This window comes from Campylobacter sp. LH-2024 (genome assembly GCF_048270605.1).
Lineage (GTDB): Bacteria > Campylobacterota > Campylobacteria > Campylobacterales > Campylobacteraceae > Campylobacter_D > Campylobacter_D molothri.
On the sequence record NZ_CP168139.1, the window covers coordinates 1012038 to 1032738 of the forward strand.

Sequence of the window (20701 nt, forward strand, 5' to 3'; positions counted from 1 at the left end):
TTAATAAAAAATTTTAAGGAAAATAATGAAAAAAATTTTTATATTTTTTTTAATTACTATGGTTAAAATTTGGGCTATTGAACTTGATTTTAACACTTATTCGAGTAATTTTACTCAGCTTGTCAAATCTAAAAATTCAACACTTCGCTATAGTGGATATTTTATCATAAGTAAAGATAAAGCCTTTTGGGAATACACTACACCTAATAAAAAAGAAATTTATATCGATAAAAATCGCGTTGTGATCATAGAACACGATTTAGAACAAGCAATCTTTTCAAAACTTGAAAATATACCCAACCTTAAACAAATTTTTAAAAATGCCAAACCAATATCAGAAAACAAACTTTTAGCAAAATATGAAAAAGTTAATTACACTATTATCTTAGATCAAGATAAAATTCAATCCATTTCCTATAAAGATGAATTTGAAAATGATGTAACAATAACTTTAAGCAATCAAATCAAAAATCCAAAAATCAATCCTAAAATTTTTGAATTTAAAATTCCAAAAAATTATGACATTGTTCAATAAGAAATTATTGAGCATGACTTAAATTATTATCTAATTTCAGATCAAAACCTACATCTGTATTTTCTTTGGAAATATTATTACTTATATTTTTTTCTTGAAAAATTTTTGGTGGATTTTTAATCAAATCTTGTTTAATTTTTTCTTCAAGTTCCAAAGGATTGATTTTGGGGATATTAAGAGAATCAGGACTAATTTCACCATCGTCTTTTTTATCTTCATTGCTATTTCCAAAAAGCTGCCCTATTTGTTTTGCTTCAGGTATATTAGGAATGCTAATATTATTTGGAGTTTTAATCTGTGGAACTTCAGGAACACTTAAATTTTCTAAAACTTTTTTTACTTCATCACTCGCATTATTTTTTTTAGCTTCTGTGCTTTCTAAAAACCTTTTAAACTCTTCTAAATCAAACTTTTCAACCCCGCTTAAAGATAAAATATAAATATCATTAATATTTATTTTATATTTTTTTTCTATAAATTTTTTCAAAACTTTTTTAAAATTATCCTTGCCAATTTCAGTAAATATATCTTCATAAAAAAAGCCAGAAATAACAGTATTGATAGAATCGATAAGCTTAAGTTCATTTTCCTTTAAATTTTCTCCTTCAAAATCTAAAGAAATTTCAATCTTTTTTAAAACATTAGCACCACTTTTAGAATACAAATCTGTTCTTAATTTTGATATTTCAAGGCTTTGTGCATTTAAATTTAAACATAAAAAAATACAAAATAATATCTTTTTCATCATTTTTCCTTAATGGATTATATTTTCTAATTCTAAATCAAAAAACAAATGAGTTTTATAAAATTCAATCACTCTAAAATCAAATTTTAAAATATTTTCAAAATAATTTTCAAATTTCATACCTTTAGTATAATAAATTTTTAAAGTATTAGGGTTAATCGCTCGCGATAATGCTACATAAAGCTGTCCATTTTCAAAAATATGATCTATATCGCAAACTAATTTTTCAATACTCATACCTTGAGACTTATGTATGGTAATGGCATAGGCTAATTTTATAGGAAACTGACTCACACTTGCTAAGGTATTAACAATCAATTCCCCATTATTTTGCTCAATTTCCTCCATAAAAAAAATATAAGGCTCAAGCATAATATTAATTCCATTATTTTTTACAATGCTAATATAAATTTTATCCTCATCATAAATAATATCTTCAATAACCCCTTGCTCTCCATTATAATAATTTTTATCCCAATTATTAATACAAAAAATAATACGAGCTCCAATTTTAACTTTAAGTTCTTCTAAGATATTTAAGCCCTTAATCCAATTTTGCAATCTATCATCTTCTAATTCTTTATTTTCTTTTTGAATTTTAGCCTTAAAATTTACCAAAGGAGTCTCTAGGTGATTGAGTTTACTTTCATTGATTTCATTTGCTTTTTTATTAATCCCACAAAGCAAAGTATAATCATCCTCTAATTTTTCCAATTCCTTTGTATCAATACACATTTGCTTAAATTGTTTAATAATATTTTCATTTAAAAAACCTTGTCTTATTAAAGATAAATTTCTATAAAATTCTAAATTTTGAGTTCTTTTAGGTTGCGAAAGCTTAACATTTTTAAAATTTAATTCTTTCCAAAAAAAAGAGGAAAAAGCATAATAAGAATTTAAAAAAAGCGTCTCTTTTTTTTCTTTAATCACTGGAGGTAGTTGAAAAAAATCCCCTACGACTAGGATTTTACCATCAAATCTTGAATTTTTAATTCTAAAACCTATCATTTCAAAAATATTAGCACTTACCATAGAAATTTCATCTATGATAATAAGATCAATTTTTTTTAAATTCTCATTTAATTTAGCGATTTTTTCCTTTTGTTTGCGATCAAAAACACTTAAAGCTATCATATCTTCACAATAACCTAAACAAAAAAAACTATGTAAGGTAACTCCACCGATATTAAATGCAGAAAGCGCGCTAGATCCCAAAGCAACTACAAATTTACCTCTTTTTCTGTAAGATTTCATTAAAGTATTAGTCAAAAAACTTTTTCCAACTCCAGCACCACCACTTAAAAAAACATTATCATTGGTTAAAATTTTTTCTAGTTTATCAAGCATTATATTTCCTTAGCTTTAATTATAACTACTTTTTTGTAAAAGGTTGATTATGCGATATATTTTAGTTTTTTTTCTATTATTTTTTACAGCTTGTTCGTTTAAAAATCCCATAAATCATTCTAAAGAAGATAAAATAAATTCACATTATGCAAAATTGGAATTTGAACAAAGTGTTAATATATTGCCCAAATTTAATCAATATATTAATTTTAATGCTAAAAATTATAAAAAAATATTTTTTAAACCTTGGCACTCTTCTTTTAAAAATTACAAAAATCAAAATCTATTTTGGGCCTTTCCTATCTATCTAAATCCAAAAAATAAATATTATTTTTTTAATAAGCAAGAAATTCCAATCTCTTGGTTTAAAAAACAAATCGATAATGCTAATATAGAAAATATAGGTCAATTAAATCAAAAGGCCTTAATCATCCAAAATACCTTGCTTAAAAATATTCCTACTCAAAAAGCAATACTTAAAAATCCTTTTTTGGAAAATGAAGGCTTTCCATTTGACTACTCAAATGACGCAATTTTAAATATCGCTACACCTGTTTTAATCTCTCATTATACAAAAGATAAACGATATGCTTTTATATTAAGTGAAACTGGAATTGGTTTTGTAGAGAGTAAAAATTTAGAAATATTTTCCAACTCTAGAGCTAAAATTTATGAAAAACTTCATTTTATCACACCATTAAAAGAAAAAGAAGTGGTCTTTAGTGAAGATCATCATTTTTTCTTTGAAACTAGAATTGGTGCTATTTATCCATACTATAAACAAGATAAAAAATATTTTTATGGAAAAATTGGCTCTAAAAAATATAGAATTTTAAAAAAAGATGTTGCCAAATTTCCTTTAAAATTAAACGATAGCAATTTAAAAAACCAATTAAGCCAAATGCTTAGTTTGCCTTATGGATGGGGTGGATATAATCTAGAAAGAGATTGTTCTTTATTTACTCGTGATATATTTTCAGCTTTTGGACTTTATTTGCCAAGAAATTCAAGAGCACAAAAAAATGCTTTTTATCATTTTAATATTAGTATGCTAAATAATACCCAAAAAAAAGATTTTTTAAATCAATTTGGAAAAGCTTATACAACCTTACTTTATATTCCAGGACATATTATGCTTTACGCCGGAAAAATTGACAATAATGATATAGTAATACATAATATATGGGGACTTAGAAAAGGAAAAACACAAAGACTTATTATAGGAGAAAGCGCAATTACTTCATTAGAAATAGGAAAAAAAGAAATTCTTGAAAAAAATCTATTGCTTTCAAGAATAAAAGAAATAAGCTTTATTGATTTAAATCAAAAAGAAGTTAATGAAATAAATGGTTTTTTAGAAAAAATAAAAGATTTATCTAATCAATAAATCTTTTATTTAAATCATGAAAATATTCTATACGCCTATCTCTTAAAAATGGCCACCAACGTCTTACATTTTCACTTCTTGTTTTATCAATTTCTACAACTTTAACGCACTCATTTTCATTATCTAATAAACAAAGCTCTTCTCCTTGAGGACCAAAAATAAAAGAATTTCCCCAAAATCTTATTCCATCTTCTACTCCACTTAAATCTTTTTCAAAGCCAACACGATTGATCGCAGCAACAAATAAACCATTAGCAATAGCATGCCCTTTTTGAACACCCAACCAAGCATTGAGTTGTTTTTGTTTTTCTTCTTCTTCGTCTTTATCAAACCATCCAATGGCTGTAGGATAAATAAGAATTTCAGCCCCTTGCAAAGCCATTAACCTTGCTGCTTCAGGATACCATTGATCCCAGCAAATTAATACTCCGAGCTTACCTACACTAGTTTGAATTGGTTTAAAACCTAAATCTCCAGGCGTAAAATAAAATTTCTCATAAAAGCAAGGATCATCAGGTATATGCATTTTTCGATACTTTCCAGCTATATTGCCGTTTTTCTCAAAAACAACAGCTGTATTGTGATAAAGTCCGGCACTACGTTTTTCAAATAAAGAAGTTAATAAAACTATATTATGTTTTTTGGCTATATTTGACCAAAATTCAATATCTTTTTCATAATTATTGGCATAATCAAAATAAGCAATATTTTCACTTTGGCAAAAATATTCATTTTGATGAAGCTCGCCTAAACATACAAGTTCTGCCCCCTTTTTTACTGCTTCTTCTATAAATTCACAAGTTTTTTTTACTGTTTGTTCTTTGCTAGAGTGAAATTTTTGCTGCACAAGAGCTATTTTCATTGTCTTTGCCTTTCTTGTTCTTGATCATCATAGGGATCTAAATGAATTTGCATATCCCATTTTTCATCTTTAAACATCAAACGCACGTTATTTTCTATTTCATCTGAAATTTTATGCGCATTTAGAAGCGAAATTATAGGACAAAAAACCAAATGCACACTTAAATAATTACAATTTGGCGTTCTTCTTGTTTTTAACTCATGATAAGAAATAATCTCTGGATGTTTAGAAATTAAAGTACAAATTTGATCAACTTGTTCTTTTGGTAAAGCTTGATCCATTAAAAATGATAAAGCTTTTTTTATAATTTTAAAAGCAGAAAAAGCCGTATAAAGACTAATGACTATCCCGAAAATAGCATCAATAATATATAAATCTGTAAAATAAATAAGTATTAAAGCGATTAAAGTGCAAATATTGGTTAAAAAATCGCTCCTATAATGTAAAGCATCACTTTCTATAATTAGACTTTTCGTTTTTTTTGCTACATAATTTAAAAAAAGAATTAGAAAAAAGGTTATAATAATAGCAAAAATCATAACAAAAATACTTGAATTTAAGTCTATAATTTCTTTTTTATAATAAATTTTCAAAATACTTTCGTAAAAAATAAAAATACCTACGCATACAATAAAACCTCCTTCAAGAAGTCCCATTAAAGCTTCGATTTTAGAAAAACCAAAATTATAATTTTCATTTGCTCTCTGTGTGCTTTTTTTTAAAGCCAAAAAATTAAATGCCGAAATTGCAAAATCCATTAAAGAATCAATTGCACTTGAAAGCACTGCAACAGATCCACTCATCAAACCAACTATAAATTTAATACAAGCTAAACTAAGAGCACACATACTTGCAATTATAGTAGCTTTTTTTTGCAAGCTCATCTTAACCCCTTAAAACGATTTTGACAAGAACAATGTAAAGAGCCATTTTGGCGCACAAATACTCTAGCATCTACACCTATAATTTTTCGTTCAGGTAAAGCTTGAGAAAGTCTTTTTATTACAATCTTATCATTATCATCGTTATATAATGGAACAATTAGAGCATTGTTAACAAAAACAAAATTTGCATAAGTTGCACCCATTCTACGATTATCATAAAAAAAAGGTTTAGGTAAAGGTAATGGTAATAAATTAAATCCTGTTTTTTCAAGTTCTTCTTGCATTTTTTTTAAAGGCAAAAAATGCTCATCTTTTTCATCTTCACAAACACAATGTGCTATTGTATTTTTATTGATAAATCTAGCTAAAATATCCACATGAGAATCAGTATCATCTCCCTTTATAAAACCATTTTCCAGCCAAATAATATTTTTTAACCCAAAAATTTCTTTTAATTTTTTATCAATTTGAAATTTGTCTAAATGAGAATTTCTATTTGTATTAAGAAGACAATTTGTTGTCGTAAGCATAGTATCATCGCCATTAAAATCGATACTTCCGCCTTCTAAAACCATATCAATTTTTTCAAGCTTTTCTTTAAATTTGATATTAAAAAGTTTAGAATTTACAGCATTATCTAATTCACTTTGGAATTTATTTCCCCAAGCATTAAAAGTAAAATCAAGAGCTTGCAAGCGACCATTTTTTAAAATATCTATGGCTCCAAAATCTCGTATCCATGTATCATTTGTATCACATTTAAAAAATTCAACATTCTTTATATTTTTAAAAAGAGTAAAATTTTTTTCTTCTGGGGCAATCAATAAAACTTTTTGAAATTGACTCACAACTCTTATAAATTCTTGATAACTTTTTAAAATTTCATCTAAATAAGGCTTCCAATCTGTTTTTTCATGAGGTAAAGCAAGTATTAAATACTCTTGCTCATTCCATTCTGGAATTGATTTTATCATTATATACCTTTGTTGAATTAAAAGATTTAATTATTTTTGAAATAAATTTAAGAAAGTAGCCCTTAAACAGGGCTAAAAATTATTTAAAAAAGATTTTCATTTTTCCGTTATTTAAAATAAGTTTTCCATTTTCATTTGAAATTTTAAAAGTTCCATTGAAATTAGAAAGAAAAGAATTTTCAAAATTCATTACATCTATTGGATGACAAAGCATTTGTGTAGATGCGGCACCAGCTCCATTAATTTTTATAGAATCACCATTATTAACATATGTTCCAAAAAAGCGATTACATCCTGAATAACCATAGAATTTATCTTTATCAAAACTAATATTTGGAATTTCTTCAGCATTTTTAGGATCAAATGTTTTTCCATCAACAACAATTCTTTCTATTTTTAATTGTTGATTTTGCACTAATTTATTTTGAGTGTTTGCACTAGAAGATACAGAAGTACTTGCGCAACCAGCAAAACAAGCAGCCGCTAAAGTCATTTGTAAAGTTTTTTTCATCTTTTATCCTTTAAATTTGAAATTGCTTTAATTCATTATCAAGATTATGACATACTATTTTTAACTCGTCAGCAACCTGAAGTAAAATTTTTGAAATTTCTTCATTTTTTTCACTTGCTTCAACATTTTCTTCCATTTTTATGAGTAAATTTTGTATATTTTCTTGACTTACTTTTATTTTTTGGCTACATTGATGCACAAGATTTTTTGCATCTTGATTGCAAAATTTAACCTCATTTGCACTATTAGCTAATAAATTAGTATCTTCGTTTAAAGAATAAATTTTTTGAGAATTATCTTTAAGTTCATTAGCTACTTTTTCTATGCTAATTAACAATTCCTTTGTAATGCTTGCAACGCTATTTAAAAATTCTTCACTATTATTAGCAAGCAATCTTATATCTTCTGCAATTACAGAAAATCCTTTTCCATAGACTCCAGCTCTTGCAGATTCTATACTAGCATTTAAAGATAAAAGATTTGTTTTATCAGCAATTTCATTCATCATTTGGGTAGCTTTTTGTATATTTTTTGCTTGATTAACCATGTCTGAAATTTTTTTGGCTAAATTATTTTCACTTTCAGCAAGATCTGTAACTTTCTGTGCAACTGAAAATAGTGATTTAAGCATTTCTTCTAGCAATTCATAAGACTTATCATTAGCAGCATTTGCATCACTTGATAAATTAGCTAATTCTCTCAAATCTGAGCCTATATTATTGCCAAGATGAAAACTTGAATCTACTTTTTTGTGATTTAATTCTGTAATCTCATTTAAAGAAGTTGCATTTGAATTTAAAAGAACACTTTGATGTTCTACATTCTTAGAACTCAAACTCGCTTCGCTTACTGCTTTGTGAGTTTTTTCGATAAATTGGTTTATATATCCACAAGCAGTTGCAATTTCATCGCGTCCTTTGATGCGAATTCGTGCTTTTAAATTTCCACTGCCTTGGGCTAATTCTTTGGCATGATTTAAAAGTTCTAAAATAGGACGACCTACAACAATCTTTAATATAAAAAGCACAACGACTAAAGTTAGTATTAAAGCAATTGTAAAAATCACTATATAGGTTTGACTTGTTTTTGAGATATCTTTCTCAACACTTTCTAAAGAATGATATACATCCATAACTCCTATTACACTGCCTTCTTTTGCATTTGCATGACAGGATATACATGTTTTATTCGCAACCAAGGGGCGAATAAGTCTTAAATGATCTATTCCGTTAATATTTTGCTCTAAAGAAACTAAACTAGGATTAGAAAATTGATCTAAGATAATATTTTCATTGGAAACTAAAGGATTTTTAATATCAAAAAATTTTATCGTCTCTTTTGATGGATAAATTTTTATATCACTAATCCCTTTAATGCTTTTAGCATCATTAATTGCTTCTTTTATCTTATCTGGATCTCCTAAATTCATAGCCATTCTCATAGTTTGAAAAGCTAAATTACTAACTATATTGAGATTTTCTTTACTAATTTTATTAGTCGTATTTTTAAAATCAAAGCTAACAATAATTTGCATAATCACAAAGCTAAACAATAAAACAACAAAAACCGCCGAAGAAACTTTAAATCCAATAGTTTTAAACATTTTAATTGCTTTCAATAAAAAATATCATAAAAACCATTGTACTTAAAATTATTTAAATTAAATTAAATATTTTTTTAATTATTAATAAAAATTTTAATGTAAAAAATGTCTTACTCCAGTAAAATAAAGAGCCATATCACATTCATCTGCAGCCTTTATCACTTCATCATCTCTTATACTTCCACCAGGCTCAACTATAGCCTTAACTCCAACTTTACTTGCCTCATCTATACTATCCCTAAATGGAAAAAAAGCTTCACTTGCTAAAACACATCCTTTTAAATCAAGTCCCATTTCATTAGCCTTAGCAATAGCTGCTTTTGCCGCATCAATTCTACTTGTCATTCCCATACCTATAGCTACCATAGCTCCATTTTTAACATAAACGACATTATTTGACTTGGTAAATGCAGCAATTTTCATAGCAATTTCTAAATCTTGAAGTTCTTCTTTGCTTGCTTCTCTTTTAGAAACAAGTTTAGCATTTTTAAATTCATCAATACCTATTTCATCACTATTTTGATACACAAATCCACCATCAATATGTTTAAAATCATACGCATCAAAACTACGCACCAAATAAGGGTTTTCTTGAGTAAAAATCTTAATACGTTTTTTACCCTCAAATATATCCAAAGCCTCTTTACTTACATTTGCAGCGATTATCACTTCAACATAAATTTCATTTATTTTTTCAGCTAATTTTTTATCAAGTGTTCCATTGATTGCAACTACTCCGCCATAAGCACTAACACTATCACATTTTAAAGCACTGATATAACTTTGCAAAAGATCTTCTTTGATTGCAAAACCGCAAGGATTTCCATGTTTTACTATTGTAACTGCTGGAGCATTACCAAAACTACTAGCCAAATTTAAAGCAGCGTTAATATCGGTAAGATTATTGAAACTAGCCTCACCTTTAAGGGCTTTAAAATTGATACTAAAAAAAGAATCGAACTCATATAAAGCACCTTTTTGATGAGGATTTTCTCCATATTTAGTATCAAAAACCTTTTGCCCTACTATAAATTTACTTGATCCAAAACCTCCATTAAAACGCTCGTTCATATAATTTGCAATATAAGAATCATAATTTGCTGTATGTTCATAAGCTTTTATCATTAAATTTAAACGAAATTTTTCATCATTTTTTCCAGTTTTTAAAACCTCAATCACTTCTTCATAATCAAGAGGATTGCAAATTACCATTACATCTTTATAATTTTTTGCAGCAGATCTGATCATAGCAGGTCCACCTATATCAATATTTTCTATAATTTCATCAAAATCATCACTTATAATAGTAGTTTTTTTAAAAGGATATAAATTCACACATACTAGGTCAATACCTAAAATTTCATTTTTTTTAGCCTGTTTAACGTGATTTTTATCATTTCTTTTATGCAAAATTCCGCCATGAATTTTAGGATGCAAAGTTTTTACTCGTCCTTCAAAAAGCTCAGGACTTTTTGTAAAATCACTCACTTCCACAACTCTTATCCCATTTTCTTTTAAAGTCTTATAAGTTCCACCAGTGGAAAGAAGTTCAAAACCTAAATTTTCAAGCTCTTTGGCAAATCCTACTATACCTTCTTTATCGCTGACGCTAAGTAATGCTCTCATTTTTTTCCTTTCATTAAACCATAAATATTAAAAATAGAAATAAAATAAAAATATTTTTTTCATTTTATTTTTCTAAATACTTTTTGATTTTTTCATAAGCTTCGTTGATTTTTTGAAATTTTTCTACTCCTTTTTTAATTTCTTCTTCGCTAATATTATTTGCATTTAAAATATCAGGATGATATTTTTTTGCTAATTTTCGATATTGCTTTTTTACAGTATTAATATCAGCATTCTTTGGTAATTCCAAAATTTCAAAAGCTTCATCTAAACTTATTTGCTTCTTAGAAGTATTTAAATTTGAAAAATTATTTATAAAATTTTCTAATTCATTTTGACTTATATCGAAAGCTTGTGCAATTTTACTTAAAATTTCTTTCTTTTTATAGCTAAATTCTGCGTCAATAAAAGCCATAAAAACAAGCACTCTAAATACATTAAAACGTTCAGTTTTTGGCAAAGGAACCTCTTTTAAAAAGTCTTTTGCTACTTCAAAAGCATCATTTAAATTTTCCTTATGCTCATTAAAACTTGCTTTTAAAAACTCTCTTTCTTGTCTATCTTTTGCATTTGCGTCTAAAATTTGAGTGATCATATCAGCTTCATCTTGACTGATTTTACCATCACTTTTTGCAATTTTTGCCAAAAGTGCAATCACATAATAATTCATTCGTCTTTTAAATTCATCCATTCTTTCTTCTGCTATTCCACGCATAAAACCTTTTGCAAAGCCTTTAACACCTCGTGTAGCTGAGTTTAAAAAGTCTTGTTTTTCCCAAGTTTTATAATACCAATAAAAGACCAAAATAACTAAAATAATTAAAATTAAACTCATTGGATTTGCTCTTTAAAACTTTCAAAATAAAGATTATTGAGTTCTTTTTTGCTTAAATTAATTTCATCAAGCTTAAAACAATCCTTATCAGTGCTTATACCTAACTTTTGTGCTTTGATATTAAATTCTTGAATCAATTGTAAAAATTTTTCTTCATATTTTTCATCAACTCCTACTATGGCACGACTAAAACTTTCATCAAAAATCATTTTTTTATCATCAAAACCACTTTCTAAAATCATGCCTTTCTTAGAAATAGCGCACATTTTTGCTAAAGTTATAGCAATACCACCTACACCCACACTATTTGCACACTCAAGTAAAAATTCTTGATTTGCCTTATAAAGAAAATTCCAAAGCATTAATTCTGCTTTATAATCTATATTTTTAAGATTTCCTGCTACTTTTTTATCTTGAATTTTCATTACCAATGAGCCAGCAAAATTTCCCAAAGTTTCCCCTAGAAGATAAATTTTAATTCCAGTTTTATCAAAACTTGCTTTTAAAACGCGATTGGAATTTTCTAAAACGCCTACATTTACAATAGTAGGACTTGGGTAAATACTTACCCCTTCTGTTTCATTATATAAAGAAACATTACCACTAACTACAGGAGTATTTAATTCTTTACAAGCTTCTTTAATACCTTCACATCCCTGTGCAAATTGCCACATTACTTCAGGATTTTGTGGATTTCCATAGTTTAAACAATCGCTAATTGCTAAAGGTTTAGCTCCTGCACAAGCTACCTTTCTTCCTGCGCTTGCTACAGCAGCACTTGCACCAATTTTTGGATCAATATAATTTAAACGAGAATTGCATTCTATAGCCATTGCTATAGCTGCATTATTTTCTTTTACGCGTATAACACTCGCACCTAATTTTCCATCAGCTTTGATTGTATTTGTTTGCACACTTGAATCAAATTGATCATAAATAAAAGCTTTATCATTAACATTTTCATTTTTTATCATCTGGATAAATAAATCCTGTATATCATTTTTTAATTCAAATTGGTAATCTTTAATGCTATCTAGATATTTTGGCTTGCTTATTGGACGATCTAAAATAGGTGCTTTTTCACTTAAAGGCTCAATAGGTATCATTCCTACGAGCTCATTATTCCAAAAAAGCTCCATATTTCCTGTATCTGTGACTTCACCAATTACAACAGCATCTAAATCCCATTTTTTAAAAATTTCTATAACTTGATTTTCACAACCTTTTTTTGCACAAATAAGCATTCTTTCCTGAGATTCACTAAGCATTAACTCATACGGCGTCATCCCGCTTTCACGCATAGGAGTTTTCTCTAAATAAAGCTTCATCCCACTTCCACTTCTTCCTGCCATTTCAAAAGAACTAGAAGTAAGTCCAGCAGCTCCCATATCTTGAATTCCTATAATCAAATCACTTTTAAAAAGCTCTAAACATGCCTCCATTAAAAGTTTTTCACTAAAAGGATCCCCTATTTGCACAGTTGGCCTTAAACTTTTATTTTGTTCATTAAAGCTATCACTAGCCATAACAGCACCGCCAAGTCCATCTCTGCCAGTTTTTGATCCTACATAAATCACGGGATTTCCTATACCTTCAGCCTTAGCATAGAAAATATCTTCTTTTTTACAAATTCCTAATGCAAATGCATTGACTAATATATTTCCATTAAAACATTCATCAAAAGAACATTCTCCGCCTATAGTCGGCACCCCTATGCAGTTTCCATAATGAGAAATTCCACTTACAACACCTTTTACAAGATATTTTTGATGATTTCCATATTTTTCATCATGAATATTCCCAAATTTTAAAGAATTAAGTCCAGCAACAACTCTTGCACCCATAGTAAAAACATCACGTAAAATTCCACCTACTCCAGTTGCTGCACCTGCAAAAGGCTCAATAAAGCTAGGGTGATTATGGCTTTCAACCTTAAAAACTGCTGCCATATCTTTTCCAATATCAATAACTCCTGCATTTTCACCAGGTCCTTGGATCACCCAAGGCGCTTTAGTTGGAAAGCCATTAAGGTATTTTTTACTTGATTTGTAAGAGCAATGTTCACTCCACATAGCAGAAATAACGCCTAACTCAAGCAAATTAGGTTCTCTTCCAAGAATTTCTAAAATTTGCTTATATTCCTCATCGCTAATTTTATGTGCTTTTATGATTTCTTTATCCATATTCTTATTACCTTTCATTTTCCTAAACAGAAATTGCTAAACATTGCATCTAAAATTTCATCTCTTTCAAAATCTTTAGTAAATTTTGAAAGCTCACCTATAGCTAAATTTAATTCAAATGCAAAAAGCTCTAAAGAGTTTTCTTGCAAAAGAACTTTTGCTCTTAGCATAGCCTCACTTGCAATTTTGCAAGAGTTAATTAATTCTAAAGAACTTATTATGGTATCTTCAGCATCAAAAGAATTAAGATATTTTTCCAATTCCTCTTTGAGTAAATTAATGTCATTTTGAGCACTGAGTCTTATAAAATCTATATTTTTACTATTTTCAAAAACCTCATATAGATCAGTTTTATTTAAAATCCAAAATATTTTTTTATCGCTATTTTGTAATAAATTATAAATTTCTAGATCTTCTTTATCTTCTTCTTTGGAAGAATCAAAAACAGCCAAAATAATATCTGCATCTTTTAAACTTCTTTTACTTAATTCTACGCCTATTTGTTCTATTTCATCTTTACTTTCTCTAATGCCTGCTGTATCAATAATACGAAGTAAATAAGAACCTAATTTAAAATTTTCCTCTATGGTATCACGCGTTGTTCCTGCTATATCCGAAACTATAGCTCTTTTATAAGAAAGTAAGGCATTTAAAAGAGAGGATTTTCCAACATTAGGTTTACCCACTATAGCTATTTTAAAACCTTCTATGAGACCTTTTTTGCTTTGAGAAATTGTATAAATTTCTCTTAAAATTTTAGCATTATCTTGACACATAAGACTAATTTGTTCTAATAAATCGAGTGGCAAATCATCATCAGCATAATCAATACTTGTTTCCACAAAAGCTAAAGTTTTAACTAAGTCTGTGCGAATTTTATCTAAAAGCTCTCCTAGATCACCTCGCATATTTCTTGCAATAACCTTAGCTGCAAGAGCAGATTTTGAAACAATTAAATCTTGTATATTTAAAGCCTTTAAAGGAGTCATTTTTCCATTTAAACATGCTCTTTTGCTAAATTCTCCAGCTTGAGCCAATCTAGCTCCTAAATTCACAAGTTCATCAAGCAAAATTTCACTTACGCTAAAACCGCCATGAATTTGAAATTCTACTATATCTTCGCCTGTGAAACTAAAAGGAGCTTTAAAATATATAAGTATAGCTTCATCTAAAAATTCATCTTTATGATTATAAAGCTTGGTAAAAGTAGCATAACGTGGAATTAATTCTTTTTTTTTGCTTATCTTTAATGCGATTTCTAAAGATTTTACACCACTTAATCTTATAATAGAAATGGAACCTATTCCATGTGCTGTTGCAATAGCTACTATAGTATCATTCATCTTTTTTTAAAAAATCATTTATAACTATAAATCTTTGATCGTTATTTTGCTTAATACCTACATATTTATGTGGAAATTCACTTCTTAGTCTTTCCAGGGCAATTTTAATTAAAACACCATCCAATGGTTTTGTTTGACCACTTCCATAAATTTTAATTTTTTCAACAATGCTTTGAAGATAACCTTGCATACCTTGAATTTGATCCTCTAAAAAATGAGATATTTCAAGACGCACCAAAAGATTATATCTTGTATTAATCCAACTATGTAAAAGATAAGAAATAGCCTTATAACGATGAGCTTCTTTTCCAATAAGCAAAGCTGCATCTTCACCATCTAGATGGATAAAAACGCTTTCTTCGTTATACATTTTTAGTTCTTTTAAAGAAATATCAAAACAAGTAGAATTAAGTAATTTTTCAAGCTGAATCTTAATTTCATCTAAAATATTTTGTATATTTCTAGTATCTTTGCTTTCACGATGAAAACTATCAAAAATCTTATCTTCTTTAACAACATAACTTTCTTTGGGTTTTACATTTTCTATTTTGTCATTTTTGATATTTTCTTTTTTTTCTTCTACTTTTTCGCAAGAATTTTTTTCTCGAATTTTACTTATTTGAAAATTATTTTTTGAATGTTTTTTAACTTGTTTTTTCTTATTCTCAACTTCAATGATAATATTTCTACAACCAAAACCTAAAAAACCTTTTTTAGGAAGTTGTACAATAGTATATTCTAGATCAATAACCGAGCAATCTAGACTCTTAGAAGCTTCAATCAATGCCTCTTCAAGATCTTTAGCCTCGACTCTCATTTTTTGCACTCCATTTTATTTTTTATGATGCTCTTTGGCAAAAATTTTATTAATGATCAATTGTTGAATAAAAGAACAAAGATTATTAATAAACCAATAAAGAGTTAATCCTGCAGGAAAAGTTACAAAAAAGAAAGTAAATATTACAGGTAAAAATTTCATAATTTTAGCTTGCATAGGATCTTGAATTGTCATTGGTGTAACAAGTTGTTGTACAAACATTGTCGCTCCCATTAAAATTGGAAGAACAAAATAAGGATCCATAACTGATAAATCATGTATCCAAAATATCCAAGGCGCAGCTTTTAATTCAATAGCATTTAACAACACACGATAAATTGCAAAGAAAATTGGAATTTGTAAAAGTATAGGCAAACACCCGCTCATAGGATTTGCACCGTGTTTTTTATAAAGCTCCATCATATGAACATTCATTTTTTGAGGATCACCTTTGTAACGCTCTCTTAGTTCTTTCATTTTTGGAGCTAAATCTTTTAATTTATTCATAGAAATCATAGATTTATAAGTCAAAGGAAATAAAATAACACGAATAATCAATACCATTATAACTATAGACCAACCCCAATTTCCTGTATGATTATGCAAGAAATTTAAAAATACAAACATTGGTTTTGCAATAAAAGTAAACCATCCATATTCAACCACAGCTTCAAGTCGTGGATCTATACTTCTTAATATTACATGTTCTTTTGATCCTATATAACCCCCTGCTTCAAATTTATTATCACTAGAAGCAAACACTAAAGGATTTTCATGCGCATCTTTTCCTATAGTTATGTTTAAAGGTTTTTCAAAATTATAAAAGAAAGTAGCGTAATACCTATCAAAAGCTGATGTCATCCAAATATTTTGCATATTTTGTTCTTTATCTACTTTCCCGTCTTCAAAAGTATGAATAGTTTCTTTATCATCCATAACTAATGCACCATGCACAGTGTAACTATCAACTGCTATATTAGGGCGAGAACCTGGGCTTATAAAATAATGGCTATTTTTATTAAGACTCACTTCGATTTTATAATTTCCAAAAGGATAAAAAGTTATATTTTTTTCAATCATTAAACCAGAGGAAAGTTTTTGAGTTAATTTTATCGTTTTGCTACCGTTTTCATCTACAAAAAGCTCTTTAAAATTTGAGATATAAGGCGTTTTAAAAGCATCAGCATTAATAGCTTCATCGCTAAAACGCATCTCTAAAGGATAAGGAAAACTATTTTTAGAAACTAAATTAATGAATTCACCATTTTCATTTTGATATTTTTTATCTTTGAGGTAAAAGCTTGAAATTCGACCCAAGGCATCAATCTTAGCTTCAAAATGATCACTTTTAATATCTGCTATAATCTGATCTTGTAAAACATTCTTTTGAATTTCTACAGGCTGAATATTATGTTTTGGTGCATCAAATTGTGCATTACTTTCAACTTTTGTAATATTTTGATTTAATTTAGGAGGATTTTTTGGTATAAAAAAATAATCATACACAATGAAAAATAAAAAAGAAAGCACTACTGCTAAAAGTATGCGTTTTTGCTGAAAAAAATTATTTGTATTATTCACTGATTTATCCTTTTAAATATAATTCTAACAAAATAAAAAGTTTTATCATTATAAGGTATATAAAAATAATAAAGTTTTTTTTGCGATAAAAAAATTGGTTTAAAACAAAAATTATAAGGAGTTATTTTTCTTGTAATTTTTGGATAATCAAATCCACCTTTAAAAAATGGGTTGCATTTCAAAATTCTCATAAGAGTAAAACAAAAAGCTGAAAAAAAATCTTTTTTTTGAAATTGCCAATAAGCATATTCTGAACAAGAAGGATAAAATCTACATACAGAAGGCTTAAGCGGGCTTAAAAATTTCTGATAAATTAATAACAATTTTAAACATGCTATTTTAAACATTGTAGCTTCTTTAAACCCCATTTTAAGCTTCTCTCTAATTTAGAAAAAGAAAATTGAGTGATTTCGCTTTTTGCAACAAAAATATATTTCCCTTTATAAATTTCTGTTTCAATTTTAGAAAATAAAGCTCTTAAAATACGTTTAGAGCGATTTCTAATCACTGCCTTTCCAACTTTTCTACTTGCAACAACTGCCATTTTTTGCTCATCGCATTTGAGATAAAAAACAATAATGCCATCGCAATACCATTTTTTTCCCAACTTATATACAGTCGAAAATTCTTCATTTTTGCTGATTTTTTCAAAAAATTTCACACAGCGAGTCTTTTTCTACCTTTAGCACGTCTTGCATTGATTACCTTACGACCATTTTTACTTTTCATTCTAACACGAAAACCATGAGTGCGTTTTCTTGGAGTACCATGCGGTTGATAAGTTCTTTTCATTTTAAAATTTCCTTAATTTTATTTTTGAAAATAAAGAATAAAAGCGAATTTTATCTCAATCTTACTTATAAATTGCTTTTGCTAAGTAAGATTAATTTTTTTTTGCTAAATTTTTAAAAATAAATTAGTATTTTTAATTTATAAATAATTTTTAAGTTGTAGCAATGATAAGAAGTTTATATTATTTAAAAGCTATAGGATATAATTTTATAGATAACAAAGCTAATAATATTCAATTAAAAATAAAAAATTTTAAAGACTTAAGATCAAATATACAAAAATGCAATTTATGTCATTTTTCAAAATTTCGTCGTTTTACCTTAATGGAAAATCATTTAAAATCAGTTAATCTAATGATTTTAGATACTTTTGGACAAAAAGTTGAAAATGAAAACGGTTGCATTTTGGAATCAAAAAAAGGTAAAGCATTACAAAATTATATTTATAACATTTTAGGGCTCAACAAAGAGCAATTTTATTTTTCATATCTTTTTAAATGTTTTTCTAATAGAAAATTTGATGATTTTTCGCTACAATCTTGCTTACCATTTTTTTGGAATGAAGTCATGCTGGTTCAACCTAAATTTATCCTTTGCTTAGGAGAATATGCTTTTAATAGCTTGGGTTTTTCTAATTTTAATAGCCTAAGGGGAGAAATTTTCACCTATAAAGATTTCTTTTTTATGGCAAGTTTTGAACTTGAATTTATAGAAAAAAATCCAAGTTATGAAAAAAAATTTATAGAAGACCTAAAAAAAATTAAAGGATTTTTATGAAAAAGATATTATTAATTTTAGGATTATGCTTTTGTTTTCTTATAGCTAGAGAACAAAGATTAGTAGATATACCACCTTCTGAAAATTTCTACCCTAATCTAAATACCCAAGAATGTGGGATTAATTGTCTTTTTGATCTTTTAGAATCAAGACTTTATCTTAGTTTTTTAAGTGAATTTAGCGATCAAAAAGATCAATTTTTATCCAACGTTTATGCAAAACTTTTAAATTCTATCACAGATTTTGATCAAGCTGTGCAAAAAATTACAGCGGTTAAATTAGCCATTGTTATTCCAGAAAAAACAATTAAAAGCTATTCCAATACTATTGTAAATTCTAGCATTGCTTATCTTTTAAGACAAAGAGCAGACATTAAAGTCAAAGTATTTTTAATAGGCACAGAAGATGAAAACAAAATACGTCAAACTCTTGATCAAATAGAATCTCAGGGTTATCAATATGTTATTGCAGCTTTTACCCTAAAAGGTATTTCCGCGCTTAAAGATTATTCTAAAAATATGAAGATATTTATCCCAACCCTCCATAAAAATTTTGCCTCAAATTTAAATCAAAATATAATTTTTGGTAGCATAGATTATGATGCTCAAATTATGGCTCTTTTGCAAAAAGCCAACTCAAATATAGCAATTTTTGGAGATGGTTCTACATTATCAGATAACTTAAATGCACGTATATTGCTCAATAGTAAAAATCAAAATGTAAGAATTTATAAAATTGATGGAGATAAACTTGATTTTTACAAGTTGCTAAAATCTCAAGGAAGTCTTGATCAAACTTCTATTTTTTTTAATACACCTTTAGTAAAAACAGCACTTACAAGCTCTCAATTACGCGTTTATGATATATATCCTTATATAATGTTATCCACTCAGATAAATTACAATCCTGCATTTTTAAATCTTACCCAAGAAGCCGATAGGAAAAATTTTATTATTGCAAATTCTATCAATAATCATGACGATAATTTATCCTATTTAAATGAAATTTTTAATCAAAATATAGACTATAATTGGGTAGCTTATGCAACAAGCATTGGAACTGATTATTTTTATACGAATTTTCTAAATAAAGAAAGTAAAAGTATTTTTGATGAAAAAATTGAAAACTCGCAGATTTTATATAAAGTCCGTCTCATGCAAAGCGTCAAAGCAAATTTTGAAGAATTAAAATAATTCTTCAAAAAGTTTTTTAACTTCTGGTTCCATTTTGGCAGGTTTTTCTTTTTTGATATAAGCAAGAGTTCCAAAAAACTTAAAAATTTTGTTTTTATCTTTATAAATTTCTTGTAAAATTTCTATAGAAGCATTTTTAATTTCTAAAATTTTTGTTTTAACTTCGATTATATCTCCAAGTTTAGCAGGTTTTATAAAATTACAATTTGCTTTTGTAAGTAAAAAATGTCCATCAATGGCATCAAATATTAAAGCTTTTTTAGAAAATAAAACTTCACTTCTAGCTCTTTCGCAAAATTTCAAATAATTACTATGATAAACTACCCCGCCAGCATCTGTATCTTCATAATAAACTCTTATCTTCACCCTACTCCTTTTTTTGATATCTAATTTTTATTTTACTTTAAATTTATTAAAAAAAATCAAAAAATAAAAATCTTTCTTTTAATATAAAGTCTTAATATTATTTTTTATTAAAACTTTTAAAATCTTAATAAGCTCAAACTCATTTTTTATTTTTTACTCTTTAATTCCACATTTTTTAATAAGCTCTTATCTTAGCTCTTCAGAAAAATTAGCTTAGTATAGAGCGAAGATTCTAAGAATAAGATTAGCATCTAATTTTACTTTTTTATAAAGAAAATCTAATCTTTTAAAGCCATCCTTTCTTTCATTTCCGAATTTGCAACATATATAAATCTAGCAGA

At 27.4% G+C, this 20701-nt stretch carries 21 protein-coding genes; 4 read left to right on the forward strand and 17 right to left on the reverse strand.

Annotation, left to right across the window (positions count from 1 at the left end; translation table 11 throughout):
* Positions 1 to 25: 25 nt before the first annotated feature.
* A complete protein-coding gene (lolA, locus tag ACD570_RS05175) occupies positions 26 to 535 on the forward strand; it encodes a LolA-like outer membrane lipoprotein chaperone (RefSeq protein WP_337199214.1) in 510 nt (169 codons plus the stop codon).
* 4 nt (positions 536 to 539) lie between these two features.
* On the opposite strand, the gene ACD570_RS05180 is transcribed toward lolA, so the two are convergent.
* Both ACD570_RS05180 and ACD570_RS05185 read right to left on the reverse strand, forming a co-directional pair.
* Positions 540 to 1280, reverse strand: coding sequence for a hypothetical protein (locus tag ACD570_RS05180; protein ID WP_200279250.1), 741 nt, complete (start codon positions 1278 to 1280; stop codon positions 540 to 542).
* A 9-nt stretch (positions 1281 to 1289) separates the two neighbouring features.
* Entirely contained in the window at positions 1290 to 2627 is a 1338-nt protein-coding gene (locus ACD570_RS05185; protein WP_337202040.1) for a DEAD/DEAH box helicase, read from the reverse strand.
* 49 nt (positions 2628 to 2676) lie between these two features.
* Between ACD570_RS05185 and ACD570_RS05190 the strand changes: the two genes are divergently transcribed.
* A complete protein-coding gene (locus ACD570_RS05190) occupies positions 2677 to 4014 on the forward strand; it encodes an SH3 domain-containing C40 family peptidase (protein WP_337209047.1) in 1338 nt (445 codons plus the stop codon).
* Here ACD570_RS05190 and ACD570_RS05195 read toward each other — a convergent pair.
* The 14 genes from ACD570_RS05195 to rpmH form a co-directional block, all read right to left on the reverse strand.
* Positions 4004 to 4876, reverse strand: a complete 873-nt coding sequence (locus ACD570_RS05195) for an N-carbamoylputrescine amidohydrolase (RefSeq protein ID WP_200279259.1) — start codon at positions 4874 to 4876, stop codon at positions 4004 to 4006. The genes ACD570_RS05190 and ACD570_RS05195 overlap by 11 nt on opposite strands.
* Complete coding sequence (locus tag ACD570_RS05200) at positions 4873 to 5760, reverse strand: cation diffusion facilitator family transporter (protein WP_337199216.1); 888 nt, start codon at positions 5758 to 5760, stop codon at positions 4873 to 4875. Before ACD570_RS05200 ends, ACD570_RS05195 begins: the two co-directional genes overlap by 4 nt.
* A complete protein-coding gene (locus tag ACD570_RS05205; protein ID WP_200279264.1) occupies positions 5757 to 6734 on the reverse strand; it encodes an agmatine deiminase family protein in 978 nt (325 codons plus the stop codon). The genes ACD570_RS05200 and ACD570_RS05205 overlap by 4 nt, the downstream gene beginning before the upstream one ends.
* Before the next feature lie 79 nt (positions 6735 to 6813).
* Positions 6814 to 7245, reverse strand: a complete 432-nt coding sequence (locus ACD570_RS05210) for an META domain-containing protein (RefSeq protein ID WP_417904196.1) — start codon at positions 7243 to 7245, stop codon at positions 6814 to 6816.
* 10 nt (positions 7246 to 7255) lie between these two features.
* Positions 7256 to 8848 (reverse strand): methyl-accepting chemotaxis protein, encoded by a 1593-nt coding sequence (locus tag ACD570_RS05215; protein ID WP_417904197.1) that lies wholly within the window; start codon positions 8846 to 8848, stop codon positions 7256 to 7258.
* A 93-nt stretch (positions 8849 to 8941) separates the two neighbouring features.
* Entirely contained in the window at positions 8942 to 10474 is a 1533-nt protein-coding gene (purH, locus tag ACD570_RS05220) for a bifunctional phosphoribosylaminoimidazolecarboxamide formyltransferase/IMP cyclohydrolase (protein WP_417904198.1), read from the reverse strand.
* Between the two features lie 64 nt (positions 10475 to 10538).
* Complete coding sequence (locus ACD570_RS05225; protein WP_337207025.1) at positions 10539 to 11309, reverse strand: DnaJ domain-containing protein; 771 nt, start codon at positions 11307 to 11309, stop codon at positions 10539 to 10541.
* Positions 11306 to 13492, reverse strand: coding sequence for a phosphoribosylformylglycinamidine synthase subunit PurL (gene purL / locus ACD570_RS05230; protein WP_417904199.1), 2187 nt, complete (start codon positions 13490 to 13492; stop codon positions 11306 to 11308). The genes ACD570_RS05225 and purL overlap by 4 nt, the downstream gene beginning before the upstream one ends.
* 14 nt (positions 13493 to 13506) lie before the next feature.
* Positions 13507 to 14835, reverse strand: a complete 1329-nt coding sequence (gene mnmE / locus ACD570_RS05235; RefSeq protein WP_417904200.1) for a tRNA uridine-5-carboxymethylaminomethyl(34) synthesis GTPase MnmE — start codon at positions 14833 to 14835, stop codon at positions 13507 to 13509.
* A complete protein-coding gene (locus tag ACD570_RS05240) occupies positions 14828 to 15652 on the reverse strand; it encodes a Jag N-terminal domain-containing protein (RefSeq protein ID WP_200279292.1) in 825 nt (274 codons plus the stop codon). The genes mnmE and ACD570_RS05240 overlap by 8 nt, the downstream gene beginning before the upstream one ends.
* Before the next feature lie 15 nt (positions 15653 to 15667).
* Positions 15668 to 17233 (reverse strand): membrane protein insertase YidC, encoded by a 1566-nt coding sequence (gene yidC / locus ACD570_RS05245; RefSeq protein WP_337198337.1) that lies wholly within the window; start codon positions 17231 to 17233, stop codon positions 15668 to 15670.
* The gene (yidD, locus tag ACD570_RS05250; protein ID WP_337204695.1) at positions 17230 to 17580 is read right to left on the reverse strand and encodes a membrane protein insertion efficiency factor YidD; all 351 of its coding nucleotides are present in this window, start codon (positions 17578 to 17580) and stop codon (positions 17230 to 17232) included. The genes yidC and yidD overlap by 4 nt, the downstream gene beginning before the upstream one ends.
* Positions 17568 to 17894, reverse strand: coding sequence for a ribonuclease P protein component (gene rnpA, locus ACD570_RS05255; RefSeq protein WP_200279301.1), 327 nt, complete (start codon positions 17892 to 17894; stop codon positions 17568 to 17570). The genes yidD and rnpA overlap by 13 nt, the downstream gene beginning before the upstream one ends.
* The gene (gene rpmH / locus ACD570_RS05260) at positions 17891 to 18025 is read right to left on the reverse strand and encodes a 50S ribosomal protein L34 (protein ID WP_087723277.1); all 135 of its coding nucleotides are present in this window, start codon (positions 18023 to 18025) and stop codon (positions 17891 to 17893) included. The genes rnpA and rpmH overlap by 4 nt, the downstream gene beginning before the upstream one ends.
* A gap of 164 nt (positions 18026 to 18189) precedes the next feature.
* Here rpmH and ACD570_RS05265 point away from each other — a divergent pair, with 164 nt between their 5' ends.
* Complete coding sequence (locus ACD570_RS05265; RefSeq protein ID WP_200279304.1) at positions 18190 to 18801, forward strand: uracil-DNA glycosylase family protein; 612 nt, start codon at positions 18190 to 18192, stop codon at positions 18799 to 18801.
* Positions 18798 to 19994, forward strand: a complete 1197-nt coding sequence (locus ACD570_RS05270) for a hypothetical protein (protein WP_337204692.1) — start codon at positions 18798 to 18800, stop codon at positions 19992 to 19994. Before ACD570_RS05265 ends, ACD570_RS05270 begins: the two co-directional genes overlap by 4 nt.
* On the opposite strand, the gene ACD570_RS05275 is transcribed toward ACD570_RS05270, so the two are convergent.
* Positions 19986 to 20360, reverse strand: coding sequence for a YbgC/FadM family acyl-CoA thioesterase (locus tag ACD570_RS05275; RefSeq protein ID WP_337198340.1), 375 nt, complete (start codon positions 20358 to 20360; stop codon positions 19986 to 19988). The genes ACD570_RS05270 and ACD570_RS05275 overlap by 9 nt on opposite strands.
* Positions 20361 to 20701 lie beyond the last annotated feature (341 nt).